This window comes from Saccharopolyspora sp. NPDC045941, assembly GCF_056431445.1.
This window is the reverse complement of the sequence record NZ_JBWKKU010000024.1, coordinates 104,620-125,077: the sequence shown is the minus strand read 5'-3', so window position 1 is coordinate 125,077 and position 20,458 is coordinate 104,620. Positions and strand designations below refer to the sequence as shown.

The 20,458-nt window shown below is 70.3% G+C and carries 21 protein-coding genes; 12 read left to right on the top strand and 9 right to left on the bottom strand.

The window, feature by feature from the left end; translation table 11 throughout:
• Positions 1-158 precede the first annotated feature (158 nt).
• Complete coding sequence (locus AC07FN_RS21080) at positions 159-1,010, bottom strand: GGDEF domain-containing protein (protein WP_132479513.1); 852 nt, start codon at positions 1,008-1,010, stop codon at positions 159-161.
• Between the two features lie 292 nt (positions 1,011-1,302).
• Here AC07FN_RS21080 and AC07FN_RS21075 point away from each other — a divergent pair, with 292 nt between their 5' ends.
• A complete protein-coding gene (locus AC07FN_RS21075; RefSeq protein WP_478397121.1) occupies positions 1,303-2,607 on the top strand; it encodes a glycosyltransferase 87 family protein in 1,305 nt (434 codons plus the stop codon).
• Positions 2,608-2,721: 114 nt separating this feature from the next.
• Here AC07FN_RS21075 and AC07FN_RS21070 read toward each other — a convergent pair whose 3' ends face one another.
• Together AC07FN_RS21070 and AC07FN_RS21065 are read right to left on the bottom strand one after the other, a co-directional pair.
• Complete coding sequence (locus AC07FN_RS21070; RefSeq protein WP_478397120.1) at positions 2,722-4,089, bottom strand: hypothetical protein; 1,368 nt, start codon at positions 4,087-4,089, stop codon at positions 2,722-2,724.
• 177 nt (positions 4,090-4,266) lie between these two features.
• Positions 4,267-5,130, bottom strand: coding sequence for a hypothetical protein (locus tag AC07FN_RS21065; protein ID WP_478397119.1), 864 nt, complete (start codon positions 5,128-5,130; stop codon positions 4,267-4,269).
• 200 nt (positions 5,131-5,330) lie between these two features.
• Here AC07FN_RS21065 and AC07FN_RS21060 point away from each other — a divergent pair, with 200 nt between their 5' ends.
• Positions 5,331-6,509 (top strand): AI-2E family transporter, encoded by a 1,179-nt coding sequence (locus AC07FN_RS21060; protein WP_478397118.1) that lies wholly within the window; start codon positions 5,331-5,333, stop codon positions 6,507-6,509.
• Positions 6,510-6,746: 237 nt separating this feature from the next.
• Here the strand turns inward: AC07FN_RS21060 and AC07FN_RS21055 are convergent, their stop codons facing one another.
• Entirely contained in the window at positions 6,747-7,943 is a 1,197-nt protein-coding gene (locus AC07FN_RS21055; RefSeq protein ID WP_478397125.1) for a GGDEF domain-containing protein, read from the bottom strand.
• A gap of 174 nt (positions 7,944-8,117) precedes the next feature.
• Here AC07FN_RS21055 and macS point away from each other — a divergent pair, with 174 nt between their 5' ends.
• The 6 genes from macS (at position 8,118) to AC07FN_RS21025 (ending at position 13,360) form a co-directional block, all read left to right on the top strand.
• Positions 8,118-9,302 (top strand): MacS family sensor histidine kinase, encoded by a 1,185-nt coding sequence (gene macS / locus AC07FN_RS21050; protein WP_478397117.1) that lies wholly within the window; start codon positions 8,118-8,120, stop codon positions 9,300-9,302.
• Positions 9,299-9,976 carry a response regulator gene (locus AC07FN_RS21045; protein WP_093260900.1) on the top strand — a complete coding sequence of 226 codons (678 nt, stop codon included), beginning with the start codon at positions 9,299-9,301 and terminating at the stop codon, positions 9,974-9,976. The genes macS and AC07FN_RS21045 overlap by 4 nt, the downstream gene beginning before the upstream one ends.
• A 506-nt stretch (positions 9,977-10,482) precedes the next feature.
• Positions 10,483-10,653 carry a hypothetical protein gene (locus AC07FN_RS21040; RefSeq protein ID WP_478397116.1) on the top strand — a complete coding sequence of 57 codons (171 nt, stop codon included), beginning with the start codon at positions 10,483-10,485 and terminating at the stop codon, positions 10,651-10,653.
• A gap of 81 nt (positions 10,654-10,734) precedes the next feature.
• Complete coding sequence (locus tag AC07FN_RS21035) at positions 10,735-10,908, top strand: hypothetical protein (protein WP_165967928.1); 174 nt, start codon at positions 10,735-10,737, stop codon at positions 10,906-10,908.
• A 115-nt stretch (positions 10,909-11,023) separates the two neighbouring features.
• Positions 11,024-12,355 carry a hypothetical protein gene (locus AC07FN_RS21030; RefSeq protein WP_478397115.1) on the top strand — a complete coding sequence of 444 codons (1,332 nt, stop codon included), beginning with the start codon at positions 11,024-11,026 and terminating at the stop codon, positions 12,353-12,355.
• Between the two features lie 249 nt (positions 12,356-12,604).
• Complete coding sequence (locus tag AC07FN_RS21025; protein WP_478397114.1) at positions 12,605-13,360, top strand: AfsR/SARP family transcriptional regulator; 756 nt, start codon at positions 12,605-12,607, stop codon at positions 13,358-13,360.
• Positions 13,361-13,580: 220 nt separating this feature from the next.
• Here the strand turns inward: AC07FN_RS21025 and AC07FN_RS21020 are convergent, their stop codons facing one another.
• Positions 13,581-15,218, bottom strand: a complete 1,638-nt coding sequence (locus tag AC07FN_RS21020; protein WP_478397113.1) for a putative PEP-binding protein — start codon at positions 15,216-15,218, stop codon at positions 13,581-13,583.
• A 211-nt stretch (positions 15,219-15,429) separates the two neighbouring features.
• On the opposite strand from AC07FN_RS21020, the gene AC07FN_RS21015 reads away from it, so the two are divergent.
• Entirely contained in the window at positions 15,430-15,705 is a 276-nt protein-coding gene (locus AC07FN_RS21015) for a hypothetical protein (protein ID WP_478397112.1), read from the top strand.
• Positions 15,706-16,003: 298 nt separating this feature from the next.
• Here AC07FN_RS21015 and AC07FN_RS21010 read toward each other — a convergent pair whose 3' ends face one another.
• Positions 16,004-16,336, bottom strand: a complete 333-nt coding sequence (locus AC07FN_RS21010; RefSeq protein ID WP_358568329.1) for a glutaredoxin family protein — start codon at positions 16,334-16,336, stop codon at positions 16,004-16,006.
• Between the two features lie 244 nt (positions 16,337-16,580).
• Between AC07FN_RS21010 and AC07FN_RS21005 the strand changes: the two genes are divergently transcribed.
• Positions 16,581-17,288 carry a TetR/AcrR family transcriptional regulator gene (locus tag AC07FN_RS21005; protein WP_478397111.1) on the top strand — a complete coding sequence of 236 codons (708 nt, stop codon included), beginning with the start codon at positions 16,581-16,583 and terminating at the stop codon, positions 17,286-17,288.
• 198 nt (positions 17,289-17,486) lie between these two features.
• Positions 17,487-18,113 carry a hypothetical protein gene (locus AC07FN_RS21000; RefSeq protein ID WP_478397110.1) on the top strand — a complete coding sequence of 209 codons (627 nt, stop codon included), beginning with the start codon at positions 17,487-17,489 and terminating at the stop codon, positions 18,111-18,113.
• 120 nt (positions 18,114-18,233) lie between these two features.
• On the opposite strand, the gene AC07FN_RS20995 is transcribed toward AC07FN_RS21000, so the two are convergent.
• The 3 genes from AC07FN_RS20995 to AC07FN_RS20985 all read right to left on the bottom strand — a co-directional run bounded on the left by AC07FN_RS20995 (position 18,234) and on the right by AC07FN_RS20985 (position 19,406).
• Positions 18,234-18,656, bottom strand: coding sequence for a RidA family protein (locus tag AC07FN_RS20995; protein WP_478397109.1), 423 nt, complete (start codon positions 18,654-18,656; stop codon positions 18,234-18,236).
• Positions 18,657-18,745: 89 nt separating this feature from the next.
• Positions 18,746-19,138 (bottom strand): hypothetical protein, encoded by a 393-nt coding sequence (locus AC07FN_RS20990; RefSeq protein ID WP_478397108.1) that lies wholly within the window; start codon positions 19,136-19,138, stop codon positions 18,746-18,748.
• Positions 19,139-19,184: 46 nt separating this feature from the next.
• Positions 19,185-19,406 carry an HC3 family zinc finger protein gene (locus AC07FN_RS20985; RefSeq protein ID WP_478397107.1) on the bottom strand — a complete coding sequence of 74 codons (222 nt, stop codon included), beginning with the start codon at positions 19,404-19,406 and terminating at the stop codon, positions 19,185-19,187.
• 188 nt (positions 19,407-19,594) lie between these two features.
• On the opposite strand from AC07FN_RS20985, the gene AC07FN_RS20980 reads away from it, so the two are divergent.
• On the top strand, positions 19,595-20,458 hold the full coding sequence (locus AC07FN_RS20980) for a helix-turn-helix domain-containing protein (protein WP_478397106.1): 864 nt from the start codon (positions 19,595-19,597) through the stop codon (positions 20,456-20,458).

Genomic DNA, 20,458 nt, shown 5'->3' with positions numbered 1-20,458 from the left:
CGCTGCTCCGCGGTCAACGAACTCGGCCCAGCCATACACCTGCTCCCCGGAAGCCAGAACTGAATTTCTCAGTCCAACTTCCGGGGACCAGTTCACGCGGCGGGTGCCCCCTGTTTCTTGCTCGGGGTCTGCTCAAGACCCACGCGGTACCTCCTTTCCTAGTGTTGGAGCTGTTGTTCGGCCCGGGCGAGGACCGCGTGCACCGACGCTTGACCGTCGGTGGTCACCCAGCTCACCCGCAATCCGGGACGAACTCGCTTCCGGCCGATGCGCACCGGCCAGCCGGCCACCTCCCGCGCCTGCGCGGCGATCTCCTCGCCGGTGCCGCTCGGGTGCTCCGCGACCACCGCGAACTCGTCGCCGCCGTAGCGGGCGACGGTGTGCTCGTCGCTGAGCCCCTCCCGGAGCCGCCCGGCCAGCGTGGTCAGCAGGTCGTCGCCCCGGTCGAAGCCGTACTCGGCGTTGAAGGCGGCCAGCCGCTGCACGTCGATGAGCACCAGCGTGGACAGCGTGCCGCGGCTGCGGGCGCGGACCAGCGACTGCTCCAGCCGGTCCAGCAGGAGGACGCGGGCCGGCAGGCCGGTCAGCGGGTCCAGCAGGCCGCGGCTGTGCGGGACGTCGGTGTGCACCGGCTGCAGCAGCACCAGCACCCGGCGGCGGCCCTGCACCTGCACCGCGTGGTAGTCCGCCCAGATGCGGCTCAGCGGTTGGCCGCTGCGGGCGATCACCATCGGGATGGACAGCGGCGAACCGGCCCGCAGCACCTGGCCGGCCAGCTCGGCCCAGTCGGGCATCGGGGCGCCGGTGTCGTCGCGCACCTGCCAGCCGGTGGGCCGGGCGCCGGTGAGCAGGTCGGCCTTGGCCAACTGCATCAGCTCGGCGGCGACGTCGTTGGTGGCCAGCACCTGGCCGCGGTCATCGGTCAGCAGCACGCCGAGATTCAGTCCGCTGATGAGTTCGTCCCAAACCGGCGCCAACTGGCCCGGTGCGGTCACCTCGAGGACACTCATTCGGCCCCCTCCTCCCCACCAAACGGAGCAGTCCGTCTGAGCCTCCCCTCAGTGCAGGGCGAAATTCAAGGCCTCAGTGACCACCCGTAATGGTGGTATTCACGCTGTGCACATAACTGTGCGTTAGTTGTTCACGCACCGTTTCCGCCCAGGTCACCTCGACGGCCGGGACTTGAGGAAGCGAGCAGGTGAAACATCGTTAGGTGGCATTGCGCTCAAAACGCCCCGCGCCGCCCCTTCGGCCGATCGGATCCCTACTCTGGTCGAGGTGCCGCAGGCGAGAGGATGGTGCATGCCGGTGCACGGGACCGCGGGTCGACCGCCGCTGCGGGAGCGGTTGCGCGACCACCGATCTCTGCTGGCCGTGATCGCGGTCGCGGAGCTGGTCGCGGTGATGGTGGTCTCCACCGTCAACACGCACGACCACATCGACGGCGAGGTCTACCGGCTCGGCGCGAAGGCGCTGCTGGCCGGGCGCGACCTCTACAACGGCCTCCCGGCCACCGAATCGGGGCTGGAGCTGCCGTTCATCTACCCGCCGTTCGCGGCGATCCTGTTCGCGCCGCTGGCGCTGATCCCGAAGGCCGGCTCGACCGCAGTGATCATGCTGGTCAGCCACCTCGCGCTCATCGCGACGCTGTACGTGGTGCTCAGCGCCTCGACGTTCCTGCGCGCGCACCGGGACAAGGTGCTGCTGGTGACGGTGGCGGTGCTGCCGCTGGCCACGATCAGCGAGCCGGTGCTGGAGACGATCACCTACGCGCAGATCAACATCGTGCTGATGGCGCTGGTCGCGATCGACTGCCTGTGGCGGACCGACGGCGCGAAGAAGCTGCCGTACCCGCGCGGCCTGCTGATCGGCCTGGCCGCCGGGATCAAGCTGACGCCGCTGGTGTTCCTGCTGCTGCCGCTGCTGCGCCGGGACTTCCGGACGATCGTGGTCTCGCTGCTGACCTTCCTGGGCACCGCGCTGCTGGGCTTCGCGCTGACCTTCGACAACGCCCGGCGGTTCTGGCTGCAGGAGATGCTGGCCAGCAGCAACGTGTCCTTCGGACCGAAGTTCACCGGCGACGCGTCGACCTACGCGGGCAACCAGTCGCTGCGCTCGCTGCTGAGCAAGATGTCCACGCCGAGCCTGACCGTGGTGTTCGGGCTGCTCGCGCTCCTCGCGCTGGTGCTGGCCGTGGTGGGGATGGTGCACGCGGTCCGGCAGCGGGACCTGCCGACGGCGGTGACGATCAACGCCATCCTCGGGTTGCTGGTGTCGCCGATCTCCTGGTCGCACCACTGGGTTTGGGCGATCCCGGGCCTGATGCTGCTGCTCGGCGCGGGCTACGTCCGGCGGAACTGGGGGTTGCTGCTCGCGGCCGCCATGGCGGCCGGGTTCTTCATGATGGGCCCGCACTGGAAGATGCCCCAGGGCGACGGCCTGGAGCTGACCTGGAACTTCTTCGAGCAGCTGATCGGCAATTTCTACGTCTACTTCGGACTGGCATTCCTGCTCTACAACGCGGTGCTGTGGTGGCGCTCCCGGCGCACGATGATCGACCCGGGCGAAGCGGCCCCGGAAGCCCCCCGAACCGCCCCGGTGCCGTAGCCGTTCGTGAGTGCTTTGGATCGCTATGGCGCTCCAAAGCACTCACGAGCCCTGGCCATCTGCATGAAAAAACCGGGGCGAGCACCACGCTCGCCCCGGTTTTTCGCGTTCGGATCAGATCCGGTTGAACACGACCGTGTCCGCGTTCTCCAGGGAGCGCAGCGCACTGTCCGAGGTCAGGCCCGGCGTCGGGAGCGTGTGGCCCTGCACCGCCGTGATGTCCGGGACGCCGCCGCCGAGCACCGGCAGCGCCATGCCGCCGGTCCGCGGCGCGGGCACCGGCCGGAACGGGTTCTGCGTGACGACCTGCTCCGGGGGCACCGCCGCGGCCAGCTCGTCCAGCACCGTGACCGCCACGTCGGAACGCAGCGGCGCAGGCGTGAACGCCGGCTCCTCGCTGCGCGCCGCGGTGCCGTCCAGCGCGGAGGAGATCCGGCTGACCTGCGGCACCGAGGTCTGGCCGCCGCTGAACGCGTTGAGCTCGCCCATCACCGGCAGCGGCGCCGTCACGCCGGGGGACTCACCGCGCTGCGTGGTGCCCGGCGTCCGGGACACGCTGACCAGGGGGATTCCGGTGAGGTCCGGGATCTCGTTGGCCTTCACCTGGTGCTCGCCCGGCACCTCCAGCGGCACGAGGTCGGCGCGCGGCGTCGGCTCGGCGGCGACCGCGGACAACGCCCCCGCCAGCACCTCGTACGGCACGGTGCGCAGGTCGCTGCGCAGGCCGGGCAGCTCCGCGGTGGTGAGGTCCACCTGGTCCGGCGTCACCAGGCCGCCCTGGCCGCGGGACAGCGCGCCCTCCCAGAGCTCGACGATGCCGTCGGCCGGGGCGCTGAAGCCGTCGAAGTAGACCAGGTCGTCGTGCGGGATCACGAGGTCTGCAGGGACATCCAGGAGCGCACGCGTGTGAAAAGCACCCTCGTCGAGGGTGTTGGCACCCCCCTGGATGACGGCACCGATGGGACCTGCCCAGCTCAGCGAGCGGTGGAAGCCCTCGGCGGGCGTGACCGGGCGGCCGCCGTCGAAGGGCGACAGGCCGGGCACCAGGTCCAGCGGCCGGGCTTCGGCGGGGTCGGCGACCCAGCCGGCCAGGTGCAGCGGGGCGGTCTGCGCCGGGATGTGCCAGTCGCGCAGCGCCGGCATCTCCCGGGTCAGCTCGTTCTCGACGGCGGGCAGCAGGTCGCGCACCGGGTCGATGGTGCCCGCGATCGCGGTGACCGGGTGGCTGGTCCGCGACTCCACCAGCGGCGCGTTGTACCGCGTGCCGGAGCTCTCGGGGAACAGCTCACCCGCGAAGCACCGATCGGCAGGCACCGCATCGTCTCCGAGCTCGTCGAGTACTGGGGGGAGCATCGATTCGCCCAGCGGCGGGGTCGGACGCTCCGGGCAGGCCTGGCTGGCGGACGCGACCCCCGTGCCGACGGCCAACATCCCACCAGTGACCAGCGCGGCTTGCACACCGCGCTTCGCCCAAGACTGCATGGATCTCTCCTTCACAAGGTTTCCCCCTGCCGGGGAGGAAAATCAACTGCGGGCGCCACACCGTCATCGGAACTTGATCATCGGGAGACGGCGGGCATCGGAAATGTGGAGCCGGGTTGCGCGCGGCGGATTTCCTTTCGGCGGCAACGAGATCCGTCGCCTGCGCCGCGCGGCGGTCTAGTCGGGCGTGGTGCCCGGCTGCGGTTCGGGCGCGCTCATCAGCGTGCTGGCGATGTCGCGGGTCGACACCCCGGCGGAGGCTGGGGTGCGGGCCGGTTCGGCCGGGTAGCAGCCGACCGCGGCGGTGTTGTGCTGCTGCCCGTCGCCGGTGCCTCCGCAGCCGAGCGCGCCGGGCAGCGTGGGCAGGGCGAAAGGCCTTGGCCAGCCCTGGTTTCCGGGCGCCTCAGCGGGTTCCGGCGCGCGCGGCCGGGTGACCGCGTCCGCCTGCTCCGGCGACCGCTGGTGCTCGACCAGCTGCGCCGGCTGCGGGACGGCGGGCACTACGCCCGGCGCCGGTGCGGCCTGCGGAAGCGGCGCGGACGGCGAAAAACCCTGCTGCGGGCTGGTTTCCCCGGACAGCAGCGGGCCGCCGAGCCCGTCCAGTCCATTGTCGACGGACGTGGACAGCGCGCCGGCCTGGGCTTCGGTGACCGACAGCGCGTCGCCCGCGACGTGCTGGACGCCGTCGGTGGACTCCTGCAGCACGCCGGTCACCGGCTTCGCCGCGTCGAGCAACTGCTCCGCCGGCTCGGACCGGACCAGCTCGACCGGGTTCAGGCGGCCGAGCGAGAACTCCGCCGGGCCGGACCGGTCGGTGGTCGCACCTCCCACCGGCGCTGCCGGTGGGTTCGCCGATTCCGGCGGCGCGGCCGATTCGTCGGCGGGCGCGGCCGGGGCGAGGTTCGCGGCGTCCGCCGGGAGCCCGGTGCCGATGAGCCAAGCCGCGGAGGTTCCGGCGGCCGTCGCGCCCGCCACCACCAGGGCACGGGTCAGCAGCCGCCACGGTCGGGCGGCTCCCGTCGTGCGGTAGCGGCCGGACATCTCGGTGCCAGAACCTCCTCGGCTTCGGGCGACTCCCGTTGGACACTGCCTCCTCGCCGCCGCGCACTCTTTCACCACAACTGCCACTTCCGTAAGCACAGAGCGACAGCTTCGCTACATCGTGTTACTGGTGTTCCGACCCGATTGCGCGCCGTGGTCATTTCGCCCCCGGGCCCGGTGGTCGGCGCTACGGTGGCAGGGTGAACGACTTCAAGATCACCACCCGGGACGACGCCGCGGCGTCGATTCCCCGCGTGCTCCGCGTCTCGGCGGCGTTGAGCTGGCGGATGGTGGTGGTACTCGGCGCCCTGTACGTGGTGGGGCTGGTCATCGGCCAGATCTACGTCGTCGTGATCCCGGTGGCCATCGCGCTGCTGCTGTCGGCACTGCTGGCCCCGATCGTGTCCTGGCTGGCCCGGCGCGGCGTGCCGCGGGCGCTGGCCACCGCGATGGTGCTGATCGGCGGCCTCGCGGTCGTCGGCGGCGTCCTCACCTTCGTCATCAACGCGTTCATCGAAGGCTTCCCCGACCTGCAGCGCCAGGTCGTCGCCAGCCTCAACCAGCTGAAGGACTCGCTGGCGCAGGGCCCGCTGCACATCAACGAGGAGCAGATAGGCCGGTACCTGAACCAGGCCCAGGAGTGGCTGGCCGCCAACCAGGCGGCGCTGACCAGCGGCGCGCTGTCCACCGCGGGCACCTTCGGCAACTTCCTCACCGGGTTGGTGCTGGCGCTGTTCACGCTGATCTACTTCCTGCACGACGGCCGCGGGGTGTGGCTGTTCGTGACGAAGCTGGCGCCGAAGCACGTGCGGCACCGGGTCGACGTCGCCGGCTGCAAGGGCTTCGCGTCGCTGGTCGGCTTCGTGCGGGCGACCGCGCTGGTCGCGGTGGTGGACGCGCTCGGCATCGGAACGGGCCTGATGATCCTGGGCGTGCCGCTGGCGATCCCGCTGGCGGCGCTGGTGTTCCTCGGTGGCTTCGTGCCGATCGTCGGCGCGGTGGCCTCCGGCGCGGTCGCGGTGCTGGTGGCGCTGGTGACCAAGGGCTGGGTCGTCGCGCTGATCGTGGTCGGCATCGTGCTCGCGGTGCAGCAGATCGAGGGCAACGTGCTGCAGCCGCTGATCCTGGGCCGCGCCGTGCAGATCCACGCGCTGGGCGTGGTGCTGGCGATCAGCATCGGCATGGTGGTCTCGGGCATCGTCGGCGCGCTGCTCGCGGTGCCGATGGTCGCGGTGCTGAACTCGGCGATCCGCTCGCTGGTGGAGGAGGAACCGGAGCAACCGGCCGAACCCGCCGAGGAGGCCGAAGCGGAACCACCGCCGCCCGACGAGACCCCGGACGAGAAGCCGGAACAGGCGCCGCAGAACTCCGAGGTCTGACGCGGTTCAAGAGGCTGTTCTGAATGTCGTGGCGTGGGGTGTTCTTCGTCTTTGAAGCGGCGCAGCCGCTTAGCCCACCTACGAAACCAGCACCGCCGCGGGTTCTCAGACGTCGCCTGGCGAGGACAGCCCCGACGTGGTGAATTGGCATTCATGATGTCGGGGATCCCACAGCCAGGCGGCGTCTGAGGTTCCGCTACCCGCACCGCAACGCAAGACGAGCCTGGAAACAGAGGTTCAGGCGAGGGTGACCGCGTTGCGGCCGCCGGACTTCGCCGCGAGGAGGGCCGCGTCGGCGGCGACCAGCAGGTCGGTGAGCTCGTAGCCGAAGCGGGACGTGGTGGCCACGCCGATGCTGACCGTCAGGTCGTCGAGCTCCCGGTGCCGCCCGTGGACGTCGCGGGCGGGCACCGACAACGCGGCCGTCGACGCCCGGATCCGGTCCGCCACCGCGCACGCGATGCCGGTGTCCGTGCCCGGCAGCAGCACCACGAACTCCTCGCCGCCGAAGCGGCCGACCACGTCTTCCCGCCGCACGCTGCTGCGCAGCATCATCGCGACGGCCGCGAGCACCGTGTCGCCCGCCAGGTGCCCGATCTCGTCGTTGACCCGCTTGAAGTGGTCGAGGTCGAGCAGCAGCAGCGAGACGGGCTGGCCGCGGGCCTGCCCCCGGTGGAGTTCGTTGCGCGCCAACCGCTCCCAGTGCGCGGCGTTGGCCAGGCCCGTCTTGCCGTCCCGCTGCGCGGACCGCCGCCACTGCGGCAGCTGGCCCGCCAGGTCCAGCAGGACCAGCGGCGGCCCGGCCAGCAGGGCGCTGCCCGGCTCGCTGTGCACCGCCACCGCCAGCAGCCCGCCCAGGCTCGCCGCGACGATGCCGAGCAGCACGTCGATCGGCTCGCCCACCACGTCCGCCCGCGCCGCCGACGGGTTGCGCAGCCGGATGCCGCCGGCGACCACGAAGGCCCGCACCAGCAGCAGCACCGCGCCGGTCAGCACGAACTGTGCCGGCGACCAGCCGGGTTCCGACCAGCCGATGAGGAACCGCGCGGACAGCGTGGCGATCGTGGTGGCCGCCGTGGTGAACAGCCAGCGGTGCAGCTCCGGGCGGCCGTCCAGCACGCCGTGCAGCGTCGGCCCGAGCAGCAGGAGCACCAGCAGGTTCGGCGGCAGCGTGAGGATTCCGGCCGCCAGGTAGGCGATGTGCAGCGTCCACGGGTTCCGCCGCACCTGCCGCTGCACCTTGATCGACACCGAGGTGATCACGATGACCGTCCCGGCGGTGGCGGCCAGCATCGCGAAGGTCAGCAGCTCGCGCGGCAGCGGCGACCGGCTCGTCACGAAGACCAGCACGACCAGCACCAATGCGATCGCTTGCACGGTGAGCACGTAGGCGATCGCCGCTGGCCGCAGTCGCCACAGCAGCCATCCCCCCACCAAGCCGATCACCTCCCCCGCCGAGCCTTGCACAGCGGACCGCCCGGCCGAAGCTCGCCACTCGGGGCATTCGGGGCGATGCTCGTCGTGATCACAAACACGCAGAGTGCTCGATCCAGCGGTCTCCGCCAACCTCGATGTACGGCAGGATGGTCCGCTGGGGAAGGAGCGAATGTGGGCAATCCGCAACAGTCGTCGCGCCAGCCGCAGGTCGCCGACGGCCGCTCGCCGCTTTGGCGCGGGCACAACGTGTTCCGCGTGGTCACGTTCCTCTACGCCTGCTTCTGGTTCTTCTACCAGTTCGGCGATTACGAGCGGCCGTGGCTGGCGGCGTTGGTCATCTTCCTGATGGGCGTGTGGACCGCGTTCACCGTCTGGCGGTACTGGTCCCGCGCGGGGCGCACCAACCGGATGGTGCTGATCGACTGCGTCGTGGTGTCCGCGCTGTTCCTCAGCAACGAATTCATCCTCACCGAGCACCAGATGCTCGACAACCTCCCGACGGTGGTGACGGTGTGGCACCCGACGATGGTCACCGCCGCCGCCTCGCAGTGGGGCGTGTTCGGCGGGCTGGCCACCGGGATCATCGCGGCGGCCAGCAACTACCTGATCCGCGGCTTCAGCGACCAGACCATGTCGCTGGACACCCTGCTGCTGGTCGGCACCGGCCTGGTGATCGGCCTTGCTTCGGACACCGCGCGCCGGTCCACCGATCGGCTGGCCCGCGCGCTGCGCGCGGAGGCCGCGACCGCGGAGCGGGAACGGCTGGCGCGCAACATCCACGACAGCGTGCTGCAGGTGCTCGCGCGCGTGCGCCGACGCGGCGGGGAGCTCGGCGGCGAAGCGGCCGAGCTGGCGAAACTCGCGGGAGAGCAGGAGATCGCGCTGCGCGCGCTGGTCGCCACCACGCCGCAGGAGACCACGGAGGACGGCGAGGTCGACCTCGCCGCACGGCTGCAGGTGCTGCGCACCGGCCGGATCAACGTGTCGATACCGGGCAATCCGGTGCGGTTGCCGGAGCCGCTGAGCAGCGACCTGTTCGCGGTGGCGCGGGAAGCCCTGGCGAACGTCGAGAAGCACGCCGGCGCGGACGCCCAGGCGTGGGTGCTGCTGGAGGAGCTGCCGGACGAGGTCGTGCTCACCGTTCGCGACGACGGCCCGGGCATCCCCGAGGGCCGCCTCGAAGAAGCCGCCGCCGAGGGACGGTTGGGCGTGGCCAAGTCGATTCGGGGCCGCGTGGAGTCGATGGGTGGCACGATCACGCTCGACACCACGCCCGGCGAGGGAACGGAGTGGGAGGTCCGGGTTCCCCGACCGGAAGCGATCCCGGGCAAGCGCCGCAGAGGAGGAAAACGATGAGCGAGCCGCCCGTCACCGTGATGGTCGTCGACGACCACCCGATGTGGCGCGACGGAGTCGCCCGCGACCTGACGGAGCGCGGCTTCGAGGTTCGGGCCACCGCGAGCGACGGCGCATCCGCGCTGCGCATCGCGCGGACCGTCAAGCCCGACGTCGTGCTGATGGACCTCAACCTGGGCGACACCTCCGGGGTCAGCGCCACCCTGCACATCACCCAGGAGATCTCCGGGACCCGGGTGCTGGTGCTGTCCGCCAGCGGCGAGCACAACGACGTGCTGGAGGCGGTGAAGGCCGGCGCGTCCGGCTACCTGGTCAAGTCGGCGTCGGTCGAGGAGCTGGTGGACGCGGTGCAGCGCACCGCTGCCGGCGACGCGGTGTTCACGCCCGGCCTGGCCGGGCTGGTGCTCGGCGAGTACCGGCGGATGGCGATCACCCCGGACTCGGAGTCGCAGGCGCCGCAGCTGACCGACCGGGAGACCGAGGTGCTGCGGCTGGTCGCGAAGGGGATGACCGCCCGGCAGATCGCCAAGAAGCTGGTCATCTCGCACCGCACGGTGGAGAACCACGTCCAGTCGACGCTGCGCAAGCTGCAGCTCCACAACCGGGTGGAGCTGGCCCGCTACGCCATCGAGCACGGCCTGGACCAGGAGGAGGCCGAGCCCGAGGGAGCCTGACGCTGCTTGAGGCTGAACTGGTTTTGCTCAGCGGTGCGAGTAGCGGCCCCCCTGCGGGAATTACGGTCGCCTTCTCGCTGTGGGATCCCCGACTCATGAATAGCCAATTCACCACGTCGGGGCTGCCCTCGCGAGAAGACACCTGAGAACCCGCGGCGGTGCAAGCGTCGAGGGTGGGCTAAGCGGCCGCGCCGCTTCAAGAACAACTGAATTCGCAGGTCAAGACCCGTGTGCCCGGTCGGCGCACGGGTCTTTTTTTCGTTCTGTGACCCGCGATCCGTGCAGGATTTTCCTGGTTCACCCGATTCAACGATGAAAGGTCTTCACCGGCCCCCCTTTTCGCTGGACATCCCCACCATTACGGGCCGTGACCCCGGGTTCCGCGCGGCGCATCGCGACTCCGCGTGACGGTGTGGTGACGGCCGAGTGACGGGCCTCTGGCGTACTCGTCACCAGCGGCACGAAGCCGCAGTCGAAATTCCGTCAATGCGAACAGGAGCATGACCATGGAGTTCTCGTACGAGTTCGCTGAGATGCTGCCCGAGCGCGAGGCCCTCGGCGGCTGGTGGGGCGGCGGCGACGTCAACACCATCGTGGCCGACAACACCGCGGTGGCCCTCTTCGGGTCCCAGGCCACGGCCGCCCAGGTCATCACCCAGTCCGGCGGCAAGTGGTAACCGATCTGCCGTTGATACCTCCGGCCGCCCACCGCTGCTGCGCGTGGTGGGCGGCCGGCCACCAAAACGAGGAGATGGAACATGGACACTCTCGATCTTCACGACCAGTCCGCGGAACTGCTCCCGCAGCGCGAGGCCCTGGGTGGCTGCGGCTGCAACCTGTTCCCTGACGTCAACACCGTCGTGGCGGTCAACACCGCCGTGGCCCTCTTCGGGTCGCAGGCCACGGCCGCCCAGGTCATCAACCAGGTCTGACGGCCCAGTCTGGCCGGGAGCGAAGCTTTCGCTCCCGGCCAGGCTCGCGCGCCGCCCACCACCCGCCAAACCAGTGCAGCCCACCCGCACGTGAACGGGTTCGCAGGAGGAAGCCATGTCAGAAGTCACCCAGACCGACCGCGCGGCGGAGACCGACGAGCAGGCGGTCGCGCGGCTGGCCGACGGAGTGTCGCTGTGCGGGGAATACGAGGGTGGCGGCTTCGACGAACCGCGTTACCTGATCTCCCGCGGCGACGGCCAGATGGTGCTGGTGTCGCCGCTGCTGTACCAGATCGCGACCGCGATCGACGGCACCCGGAACCTGGCCGAAGTGGCGTCGCAGGCGTCGCAGGCGACCGGCCGGGAACTGTCCGCCGCCAACGCGGAGTTCCTCATCAACGAGAAGCTGCACCCGCTCGGCATCGCCACCCTGTCCGAGCCGCTGGCCGAGCCGCCGAAGGCGGATCCACTGCTGTCGCTGGCCATGCACGGCGTGCTCGCACCTCCCCGGGTGGTGCGGGCGGCGGCCGCCGTCCTGGCGCCGCTGTACACGCCCGTCGTCGTGGTGCTCGTGCTGCTGGGGCTGGTCGCGTTCGACGCGTGGCTGATCGGCTCCGGCTACGTCGACCTGGCGTTCCAGCAGTCCGTCGGTGAACCGTCGCAGGTGCTCCTGCTGCTCGCCCTGATGGTGAGCAGCACGCTGTTCCACGAGCTGGGGCACGCCGCCGGGTGCCACTACGGCGGCGCCAAGCCGGGCGCGATCGGCGTCGGCATCATGCTGATCATCCCGTGCTTCTACACGAACGTCACCGATGCCTACCGCCTGGACCGGCGGGGCCGGCTGCGCACCGACCTGGGCGGCATCTACTTCAACGCGGTGTTCATCCTGGCGATGGCCGGGATCTACGGCCTGACCGGCTTCGCGCCGCTGCTGGTCTTCATCGCGCTGAGCCACATCCAGATCCTGCAGCAGCTGCTGCCGCTGCTGCGCATGGACGGCTACTACATCCTCGGCGACCTGGTCGGGGTGCCGAACCTGTTCTCCCAGATCCGCCCGTTCCTGCTGCGCCTCATCGGGCGGAGCGGCAACGTGCCCGGCACGCACTCCGGGCTGCGGCCGCGGGTGCGGATCCTGGTCACCGCCTGGGTCCTGGTCGTGGTGCCCACGCTGCTCTTCGCGCTGGGGATGCTGCTCTGGCGGCTCCCGGTCTACCTGTCCAGGGCGTTCAGCCGGGGCCACGACTACTGGACGATGCTGGTGACCGGTGTCGGGCAGGGGCAGCTCTGGGCCCCGGTCCTGGCGATCGTCTCGATGATCATCCTGCTGCTGCCGTGGCTCGGCGCGGGCGCCTTCGCAGTGCGCAGCTACCGGCGGATCTCCCGGCTCATCGCGCGCCGCCGCAAGCAACGGAGCACCGGCGGGCGCCACCGCAGCGTGCGCGCCTGAAGTGCTCCTCCATGGGGCTCCCACCGGGGGGTGTGGGAGCCCCACACGTGTGTGATGAGGACCGCTGGTCACGGTCCGTAGTGCGGTAACAGCAAAGTGGAGTGGCCCCGATAGGCACGAATGTGGGCCCTGGTTCCGGCGTCCACGCCGGTGCTCGGGAACTTCCGGGGGAGGGCAGTGGCTTCCCCGCGGAGCGCCCGTTTCAGGCCTGTCGAGGGGGGAACTATGACCGGTGGAACAGTGCGTCCGATGACACGCGTGCGGGCGCGCACTCCTGCGCAGCCCGACCAACCGTTCCGGCTGTCGCTGCTCGGCGGCTGGGATCTGCAGGCTGGCGGCGAGGGCGTGGCGATGTCCAGCAACGGGCAGCGCCTGCTCGCATTCCTCGCGCTGCGCGGGCGCACACAGCGTGACTACCTCGCCGGCATCCTGTGGCCGGAGAGCGACGAGCAGAGCGCGCTGGCGAATCTCCGGACGACCCTGTGGCGGGTGCGCCAGCGGGCGCACGGCGCGGTGATCAGCACCTCGCACGAGCTCCAGCTCGCGCCGCTGGTGACGCTGGACGTCGACGGGCTGGTCGCGGCGGGCCGCTACCTGGTGCGCCAGGATTCGGCGGAGTCGCCCGCGGACTGCGCGGAGATCGGCCGCGACCTGGCGAGGCACGCGCCGCTGCTGCCGGGCTGGTACGACGACTGGGTGCTGACCGAGCGCGAGAGCCTGCAGCAGCTGCAGGTGCACGCGCTGGAGGTGGCCGCGGAGCGGCTGGTGCAGTCGCGCCACCTGGGGGCGGCGCTGGAGATCGCGCAGGCGGCGACCCAGGTGGAGCCGTTCCGCGAGACGGCGCACTGCGCGGTGGTCAAGGTGCTGCTGCAGCAGGCGAATCCGGCGCAGGCGGTGCGCCACTACCAGCGCTACGAGCGCCTGCTGGACCGCGAGCTGGGCATCGAGCCGTCGCCGAACCTGCGCGATCTGGTCCGCCCGGTCCTCGCCCGATCCCGGGCCTGACCCCGGCGAGGCGGACGTTCCCGCTGCGCACGGGACACCCGGCATGCGGTGACGTGAGCTCGCGCGTGCCCACTGTCCGGCAAACCCCTGGTATCCCACGGCCAGACCGAGCGAACGGCCTGTTCACCTCGTCCACCGAGGTGAACAGGCCGTTCGCTGCGCACTTGGCGGGTTGCGGCCCCGCAGGCACTTGGGTGAACAGTGCCTCAGCGGCCGGGCCTCAGGCGAGGACCGTCCGGACCGCTTCCCGGGCGCGGGCCGGGGTCGCCGCCGCGAGGGCCGCTTCCGCCGCCTGCTCGAAGGTCGCGAGCGGGTGCTCGGCGAGCGCCGCGCCGACCGCCGGGACCGCCGCCGCGGCCATCGACAGGCTGGTCACGCCGATGCCCGCGAACACCCCGGCCAGCAGCGGGTCGGAGGCAGCCTCGCCGCACACGCCGACGGGCTTGTCGAGCTCCCGCCCGGCCCGGCCGATCATCGCGATCAGCCGCAGCAGCGCCGGCTGCCAGGGGTCGTTGAGCTCGGCGAGCGCGCCCGCCTGCCGGTCGGCGGCGAAGACGTACTGCGCGAGGTCGTTGGTGCCGATGCTGACGAAGTCGACCGCGCCGAGGATCTCCGCCGCGCTCAACGCGGCCGCCGGGATCTCGATCATCACGCCGGCCCGCGCCAGGCCCGCGGCCCGCACCCGGGCGGCGAACCAGGCGGCCTCGTCGACGGTCGCGACCATCGGGGCCATCACGGACACCTCGGCGCCGGAGTCGGCCGCGGCCGCGGCGATCGCCTCCAGCTGCCGTTCCAGCACGTCGGGCCGGTCGAAGGCGACCCGCAGCCCGCGCACGCCGAGCGCCGGGTTCGGCTCCACGCCCATGTCGAGGAACGCCAGCGGCTTGTCCGCGCCGGCGTCGAGCGTGCGGACGATGACCGGCTTGCCCGCGAACGGCGCGATGACCTCGTGGTACGCGGACCGCTGCGTCTCGACGGCCGGTTCCTCGCTCGCGCCGAGGTAGCAGAACTCGGTGCGGAACAGGCCGACTCCCTGCGCCCCGGCCGCGACGGCGGCGCGCGCGTCGGCGCCCGATCCGACGTTGGCGACGACCTTGACCGGCTTGCCGTCCGCGGTCTCGCCGACGCCGTTCCACTCCTTGGCCGCGGCGCGCTCCGCGGCGTGCACGGGCACCGCTTCCTCGGAGGTCTCGACTTCGCCGCTGTCGCCGTCCACGAGCGCGCCGGCCACGCCGGGCACCCTGAGCACGCCGCGGACCGCCACCACCGCCGGGATTCCCAGCGCTCGCGCCAGGATCGCGGTGTGGCTGGTCGGGCCGCCTTCCTCGGTGACCAGCGCGAGCACCAGGCTCGGATCGAGGTCGGCGGTGTCGGCGGGGGCGAGGTCGCGGGCCAGCAGCACGCTGGGCCGCGCCAGTTCGGGCACGCCGGGCGGCGTCACGCCGTGCAGCTCGGCGATAATCCGGTCCCGGACGTCCTGCACGTCGCGGGCGCGTTCGGCCATGTAGCCGCCGGCCGCGCTCAGCGCCTCGGCGAAGCCGTTGGCCGCCTCGAACACCGCGCGCGGCGCGGGCATCGAGCGGCCGGTGACGAGTTGTTCGGCTTGCGAAGTCAGCGCCGGGTCGAGCGCCATCGCGGCGGTCGTCTCCAGCACGGCCTTGGCGTCGCCCTCGACCCGGGTGGCGCGCTCGAACAGCCGCTCTGCGACGGCCTCGGCGGCGGGCCGGATGCGGGCCGCGTCGGCGGCCGGGTCGGTGGGCGCGGGGGTGGCGGACGGTTCGGGCAGGGGATCGGCGACCCGGGCGACCGGCCCCGAGGCGCGGCCGGAGCTGACTCCGACACCAGTCAAACGCGACATGGTCTAGACCATACCCTTCTCGTTCGGGCTTTGGGGCGATCGTAGGCACGAGTACACCGTTCGGCCCGAACGTCGTGGCCAGCGTGAACACGCCCCGTGGCGACAGTGGTTCTTACGTCCCCCGAATGTCGCATTGAATCCACTACCGATGAGTAACAACTGAGTAGCCGTACGGATCCGACCGCAACCCCCGGAACAGGAGGCTGTGGGCATGGCATTGAGCACTCAGATCACCGAAACGAAACCAAGCCTCGACTGGTTCGCCGAGCCCCTGGCCGCGATCGTGAACCTCTTCGCCAGCCAGCTCTCCGAATCCGGCACCGGCAGGAGCGACGCGTCGGGGACGGCCTCCGACAGACTCCCGCCGCCGACGAACGAACTGCCCGCCAAGCCGGTTCCCATCCCGGGCGAGCCGGTCGACACCAGCCAGGCCCACCCAGCGCAGTCCCCGGTCGTTCAGACCGGGGCTGCCCCGTCTTCGGAGTGATTCCGCGTTCATGCCACCAAGACACCGCCGCCAGACCCGCGAACGGCCCGTTCACCTCGGAAGCAGAGGAGAACGGGCCGTTCGTCGCATGCCCGGCCGACTACAGTTCGATCCCGTTCGGGGATCCACCGTTCGAGCTAAATTCCGGTCGTACATGGATCTTTTCGGAGCAGTCGGGCGTCAGACTGAACGGGTTGTTGCTCGCCGGTATCGCGCCACCGACGATCACAACCTGCTGAGGGCCGGCCGCAACGCCCCCCGTGCGGTCGGCCCCCAGTGAAAAGCCCGTCGGGCGCGCTCAGTCCCGCGCCTTGCGCAGGCCGAGGGCCTTCAGCGCACCGTCCACCTTGCCGGGCTGCTGCTCCGGCAGCAGGTGCGGCGCCTGCTCGGCCACCGCGGAGACCACCTCGCTCGCCGAGGGGTTGACCGCCTGCCACTCGCCCACGACCACGGTCGGCACCGTCTCGTTGCCGTCGGCGATGGAGCGGACCACCGCCGCCGCGTTCGGGTCCTCCCAGATGTCCACCTCGGTGAAGGCCAAGCCCTGGCGCCGCAGCCCGGCGCGCAGCGCGGTGCAGAACGGGCAGCCGGGCCGGGTGTAGACGACGACTTCCTCGACGACGGCGGTCATCTCTTCTCCTCCAGTCATGCGTGCTTGTCGCCGCGCGGATCCGGGGCCGGTCTCGCGGCGTTGCCCACCAGCTGCAACATCGCGGGCACCCGAATCATTCGCGACACCGCCGCATCCGGGGCCGGAGCGAGACGATGCTCACCCCGGGGACCACGCCCGCGATGGCGGATTCGGCCGTGTGCCCCCGGGCGAGGGGCCGGATGGGCCACAATCACGTGCGTCCACAGCGACACGGGAGTGGCACATGACCGAGGTGTCTCGACGTGGGCGGGTTCGCGCGGCCACCGAGCTCGAAATCCGCCAGCACGCGCGGGCGCTGCTCGTCGAGCACGGGAGCGACGCGGTCACGCTGCGCGCGATCGCCCGCGAGCTGGGCATCACGGCGCCGGCCCTGTACCGGTACTGCGAATCCCGCGAAGACCTGCTGCACCAGCTCTGCGACGACATCTGCGCCGACCTGGCGACCGAGCTGCACGCGGCGCTGGAACCGGCGGCCGGGGGATTCCTGGACAAGATCTTCGCGGTCTGCCGGGGGTTCCGGGGCTGGGCGATGGCGCATCCCGAGGAGTTCGCGCTGGTCTTCGCCACGCCTCGGGGCGAAGAGGGCAGCCGCAGGCAGGATCAGTTCGCCAGCATCTTCCTGGGCATCGTCGGCCCGTTCCTGGCCGAAGGCGCCGTGAAGATCGATTCCGCGGTCGGGCTGCCGTTCGAGTTACCGGACATGTCGGCGCAGCGGGACGCCTTGGCGGCGGCGTTGTCCACCGAGGGCATCGAGGTGCCGGCGGAAGCCCTGAGCCCGGACGCGGTGTACGTCCTGCTGCGCTGGTGGGTCCGCCTGTACGGGCACGTGGCCCTGGAGGTCTTCGGCCGCTTCCCGTTCGACCTCACGCACGCCGACCGCCTCTTCGACTCGATGCTCCACGAGCTGGCCCACGAATCCGGCCTGGCCTGAACGCCGTTCCGCCCGGCGCGCGTCGAGTCCTCCCGTTTTGCCCGAATCCGGGAGCTTCAGCGCCCCATCGGATCATTCGAGTAATCCGATCGGAGTAAGTTTCGGGGTCCCGCCGATCTTTTCGCGGTCCTCGATCAACCCCGCCCTCGCGCCGGGCGTCACAAGGACATTCACCGAAAGCGCGGGAAGGGTTGCACGATGTTCCACAAGTCGGGGCGAGTTCTCATTGCGGCACTGGCGGTTGGCGCCGCCCTCTTTGCCGGCGGTTGCGCCGCCGGCGCGGGATCGGCACTGCAGGCCCCACACCCGCCGAACATCGCGACGACCGCCGAGGGATCGATCGCCGGGGACAGCAAGGCGACGCAGAGCTCTGGCGGCAGCACCGCGTCCGAGAGCACCGAGACCGGCAAGAACACCGGCGAGGTCACCGACAAGAACACCGGCGAGAACCCGGGCGAGAGCAAGGAAACCGGCAACGGCTCGACGGCCGGTGCCGAGCAGGACATCCCGATCAGCAGCTACGCGTCGGACCACGAGACGAAGAAGCTGGTGACCTGGCCGAAGGAGCTGATCCTGCCGGACGAAGCCAGCGGCGGCGCCTCGGACGTGCAGTTCAAGAACATCACCTGGATCAGGTGGGGCGAGAACGGCGCGGAGGGCAGCGGCGACGCGTACGTCACCGGCGGCGGTGCCCCGCCGGAGACCATCCACAATGTACGGATCACCGTGGACGACGCGAAGACCGTCGACGGCGCGCGGCAGTTCACCCACTTCCTGATCATGTACCCGGACGGCATGGTCAACGAAGGCCGAACCGACTTCTGATCCCCGCATCCTTCGGCGAGACCGGAACACGGTGCACGACCCCCTGGTGCACCGAACGGCGCCCGTTCTCGTCGAAACTGCCACCCCGGCAAGCCATGCCGGGGTGGCAGTTCTGCGCCGTCAGTCGATGGCGGCGACGGCCTCGATCTCGATCTTGATCCCGGCGTCGGCCAGGCGCTGGACGCCGATGTGGCTACGCGCGGGGCGGTGCGCGCCGAAGAAGTCGCGGTAGACCTCGTTGACGGCGGCCTGCTGGTCCATATCAGTGTTGAAGATCGTCACCTTGACGATGTCCGTGATCGTGCCGCCCGCGGTTTCCAGCACCTTCCGCAGGTTCTCCAGGCAGGCCCGGGTCTGCTCGGCGATGTCGCCGCGCGAGTGGTCGGGATCGCCGGGCAGCAGCGGAAAGGCCGTCGCACCGGAAAGCCAGACGGTCCGCCCGCTGGCGACGACCGCCGGCGTGAACGGCATCGCATCGCTACCGGTGCTCGCGACCAACCGCGAATCCCACCCGGCGCCGCGCAACTCGACCGGCTCGTTCATCTGCGCCCTCCATTCGAAGTCCGCCCAACGCTAGAACTTCCAGCGCACTGGACATCAACATCCCGGTGGCGCAGCCCACACCGTCGTTCTCAGTGCGAGCGGAAGGCAGTGGTCGCGAGGGTGGCGGTGATCGGGGGATCGATCTCGTCGACGAGATCCTCCGTGGCGAGTCGGTGCTTGCCGACGTAGGACGGGGTTTCGGTGGCCAGCGTCCGGCGACGTTCAGCCAGATATGCCCGGTAGTGCTCCGCGACCATGTCCTCGAAGGCGGTCCGCTCGCGCACTTCCGGTTGTCGCGTAGCCGCCGCCTGCATGGTGTCTCGTATCTGCCAGACGCTCAACGAGCCGAGCCCCGCGCCGGCATGCTGCCCATTTCCGCCGCGCAATGGGAAAGCCGCAACGAGCGCCGCGGCGGCGGCCAGCAGCCCGATCGCAGTCGGCGCGCCGAGCGGCGAATTGAAGAATCCGAGCACCACGTCCATGTCCAGCCTCCTTGTTCAGCAACCGCGTTCCGATGTCCGACGTGGATCAGCCGGCGGCGTCGCGCCGCGCTTTGGCTTCAGACCAGCAGCTTTCGCAGGTGGGAGCCAGCCACTCCACCTCGGTAGGCCGGACGATGCCGATGGTTCGACCGCAAAGGGTCGAACGCTCCTGCCCGGGCACCGGCGGTTCGTCCGGCTCCAAACCATGCCGAGCACCCTCGAAAGGCCGCCAATAGGCAACGGGCCGCTGAGGCTCCAGGAAAAACACCAAGAACACCTCCAGAGGTGAGGGGAAAGACGGCGGCGGGCCAGCGGGGTCGGGGGAAGGGGAACCGGCCCAGCCGCCGTCTACGCTGAAATATAGTTCTGCGATATCTCAGGCGTACATTCCCTGATCGGGTGGAGAGATCGCGACCCGTACGCTGCTGCCACGCCAAGGACGCTGAGAGGACCCGGATGCCACCGACATCGCCAGCCGTCGCCGCGTGGGAACTCGGCCTGAGACTGCGGGATGCCCGCGAGGAAGTGGGACTGAACGGCGTCACGGCCGCCAAAAGCCTTGGCATCTCCCAGAACTTCTTGAGCGACGTTGAACATGGCAAGCGTCGCCTCACGGCGGAGAAACTCGAAGAAGCCGCTGGACTCTTCAACGTTCAGCCCGAAGAACTGCAAGATCTCCGTGCCCTGCGCGACGAGACCGACGAACGTGGCTGGTGGACGCGTTACTCAGGACTGTTTCCGCCCGAACTGCTCCGATACCTCGGATTCGAATGGGGTGCGGAGTCAATCCGAACGCACGAGAACCTGCTCATACCGGGATTGCTTCAGACCGAGGCATACGCGCACGCGATCGTGACCAGCGACAGCCCGAACACGCGGACGTCCGAAGCAGAGCAACGAGTCCGCACCCGAATGCTGCGCCAACGCCGGCTTACCGATGACGAACCGCTGAAGCTCACGGCCGTCATCAGCGAAGGAGCCCTGAGACAACAGGTCGGCGGCCGCGGCGTCCAACAAGAGCAGCTGCAACACCTGCTTGCCGTGCTTGAAGAAAATCCCGAGAACGTTGAGATCCATGTGATCCCGTTCTCCGCAGGTGCTCACGGCACCCTCGGGCAAGCAACGTTCCACGTCCTGAACTTCACGAGTCCACGACTCCCCAAACTGGCTTGGCAGGAGACCGTGACGTCGTTCGGATTGATCGACAACCGCACACGCGTGGGCCAGTACGACGCCACCTACACCGAATCTCTCCAGAGATCCGCAGGTAGAGACGGTTCCATGGAGATCATCCACAGCGTGCTCAGGGAGATAACATGA

Excerpts from the sequence above, each read along its gene's own strand:
- AC07FN_RS21015 (WP_478397112.1), top strand. The coding sequence starts at position 15,430 with ATGGCATTGAGCACTCAGATCACCGAAACGAAACCAAGCCTCGACTGG.
- AC07FN_RS20980 (WP_478397106.1), top strand. The coding sequence starts at position 19,595 with ATGCCACCGACATCGCCAGCCGTCGCCGCGTGGGAACTCGGCCTGAGA.
- AC07FN_RS21025 (WP_478397114.1), top strand. The coding sequence starts at position 12,605 with ATGACACGCGTGCGGGCGCGCACTCCTGCGCAGCCCGACCAACCGTTC.
- AC07FN_RS20990 (WP_478397108.1), bottom strand. The coding sequence starts at position 19,138 with ATGGACGTGGTGCTCGGATTCTTCAATTCGCCGCTCGGCGCGCCGACT.
- AC07FN_RS21075 (WP_478397121.1), top strand. The coding sequence starts at position 1,303 with ATGCCGGTGCACGGGACCGCGGGTCGACCGCCGCTGCGGGAGCGGTTG.
- AC07FN_RS21080 (WP_132479513.1), bottom strand. The coding sequence starts at position 1,010 with ATGAGTGTCCTCGAGGTGACCGCACCGGGCCAGTTGGCGCCGGTTTGG.
- AC07FN_RS21070 (WP_478397120.1), bottom strand. The coding sequence starts at position 4,089 with ATGCAGTCTTGGGCGAAGCGCGGTGTGCAAGCCGCGCTGGTCACTGGT.
- AC07FN_RS21040 (WP_478397116.1), top strand. The coding sequence starts at position 10,483 with ATGGAGTTCTCGTACGAGTTCGCTGAGATGCTGCCCGAGCGCGAGGCC.
- AC07FN_RS21035 (WP_165967928.1), top strand. The coding sequence starts at position 10,735 with ATGGACACTCTCGATCTTCACGACCAGTCCGCGGAACTGCTCCCGCAG.
- AC07FN_RS21010 (WP_358568329.1), bottom strand. The coding sequence starts at position 16,336 with ATGACCGCCGTCGTCGAGGAAGTCGTCGTCTACACCCGGCCCGGCTGC.
- AC07FN_RS21045 (WP_093260900.1), top strand. The coding sequence starts at position 9,299 with ATGAGCGAGCCGCCCGTCACCGTGATGGTCGTCGACGACCACCCGATG.
- AC07FN_RS21030 (WP_478397115.1), top strand. The coding sequence starts at position 11,024 with ATGTCAGAAGTCACCCAGACCGACCGCGCGGCGGAGACCGACGAGCAG.
- AC07FN_RS21000 (WP_478397110.1), top strand. The coding sequence starts at position 17,487 with ATGTTCCACAAGTCGGGGCGAGTTCTCATTGCGGCACTGGCGGTTGGC.
- AC07FN_RS21065 (WP_478397119.1), bottom strand. The coding sequence starts at position 5,130 with ATGTCCGGCCGCTACCGCACGACGGGAGCCGCCCGACCGTGGCGGCTG.
- AC07FN_RS21005 (WP_478397111.1), top strand. The coding sequence starts at position 16,581 with ATGACCGAGGTGTCTCGACGTGGGCGGGTTCGCGCGGCCACCGAGCTC.
- AC07FN_RS21020 (WP_478397113.1), bottom strand. The coding sequence starts at position 15,218 with ATGTCGCGTTTGACTGGTGTCGGAGTCAGCTCCGGCCGCGCCTCGGGG.
- AC07FN_RS20995 (WP_478397109.1), bottom strand. The coding sequence starts at position 18,656 with ATGAACGAGCCGGTCGAGTTGCGCGGCGCCGGGTGGGATTCGCGGTTG.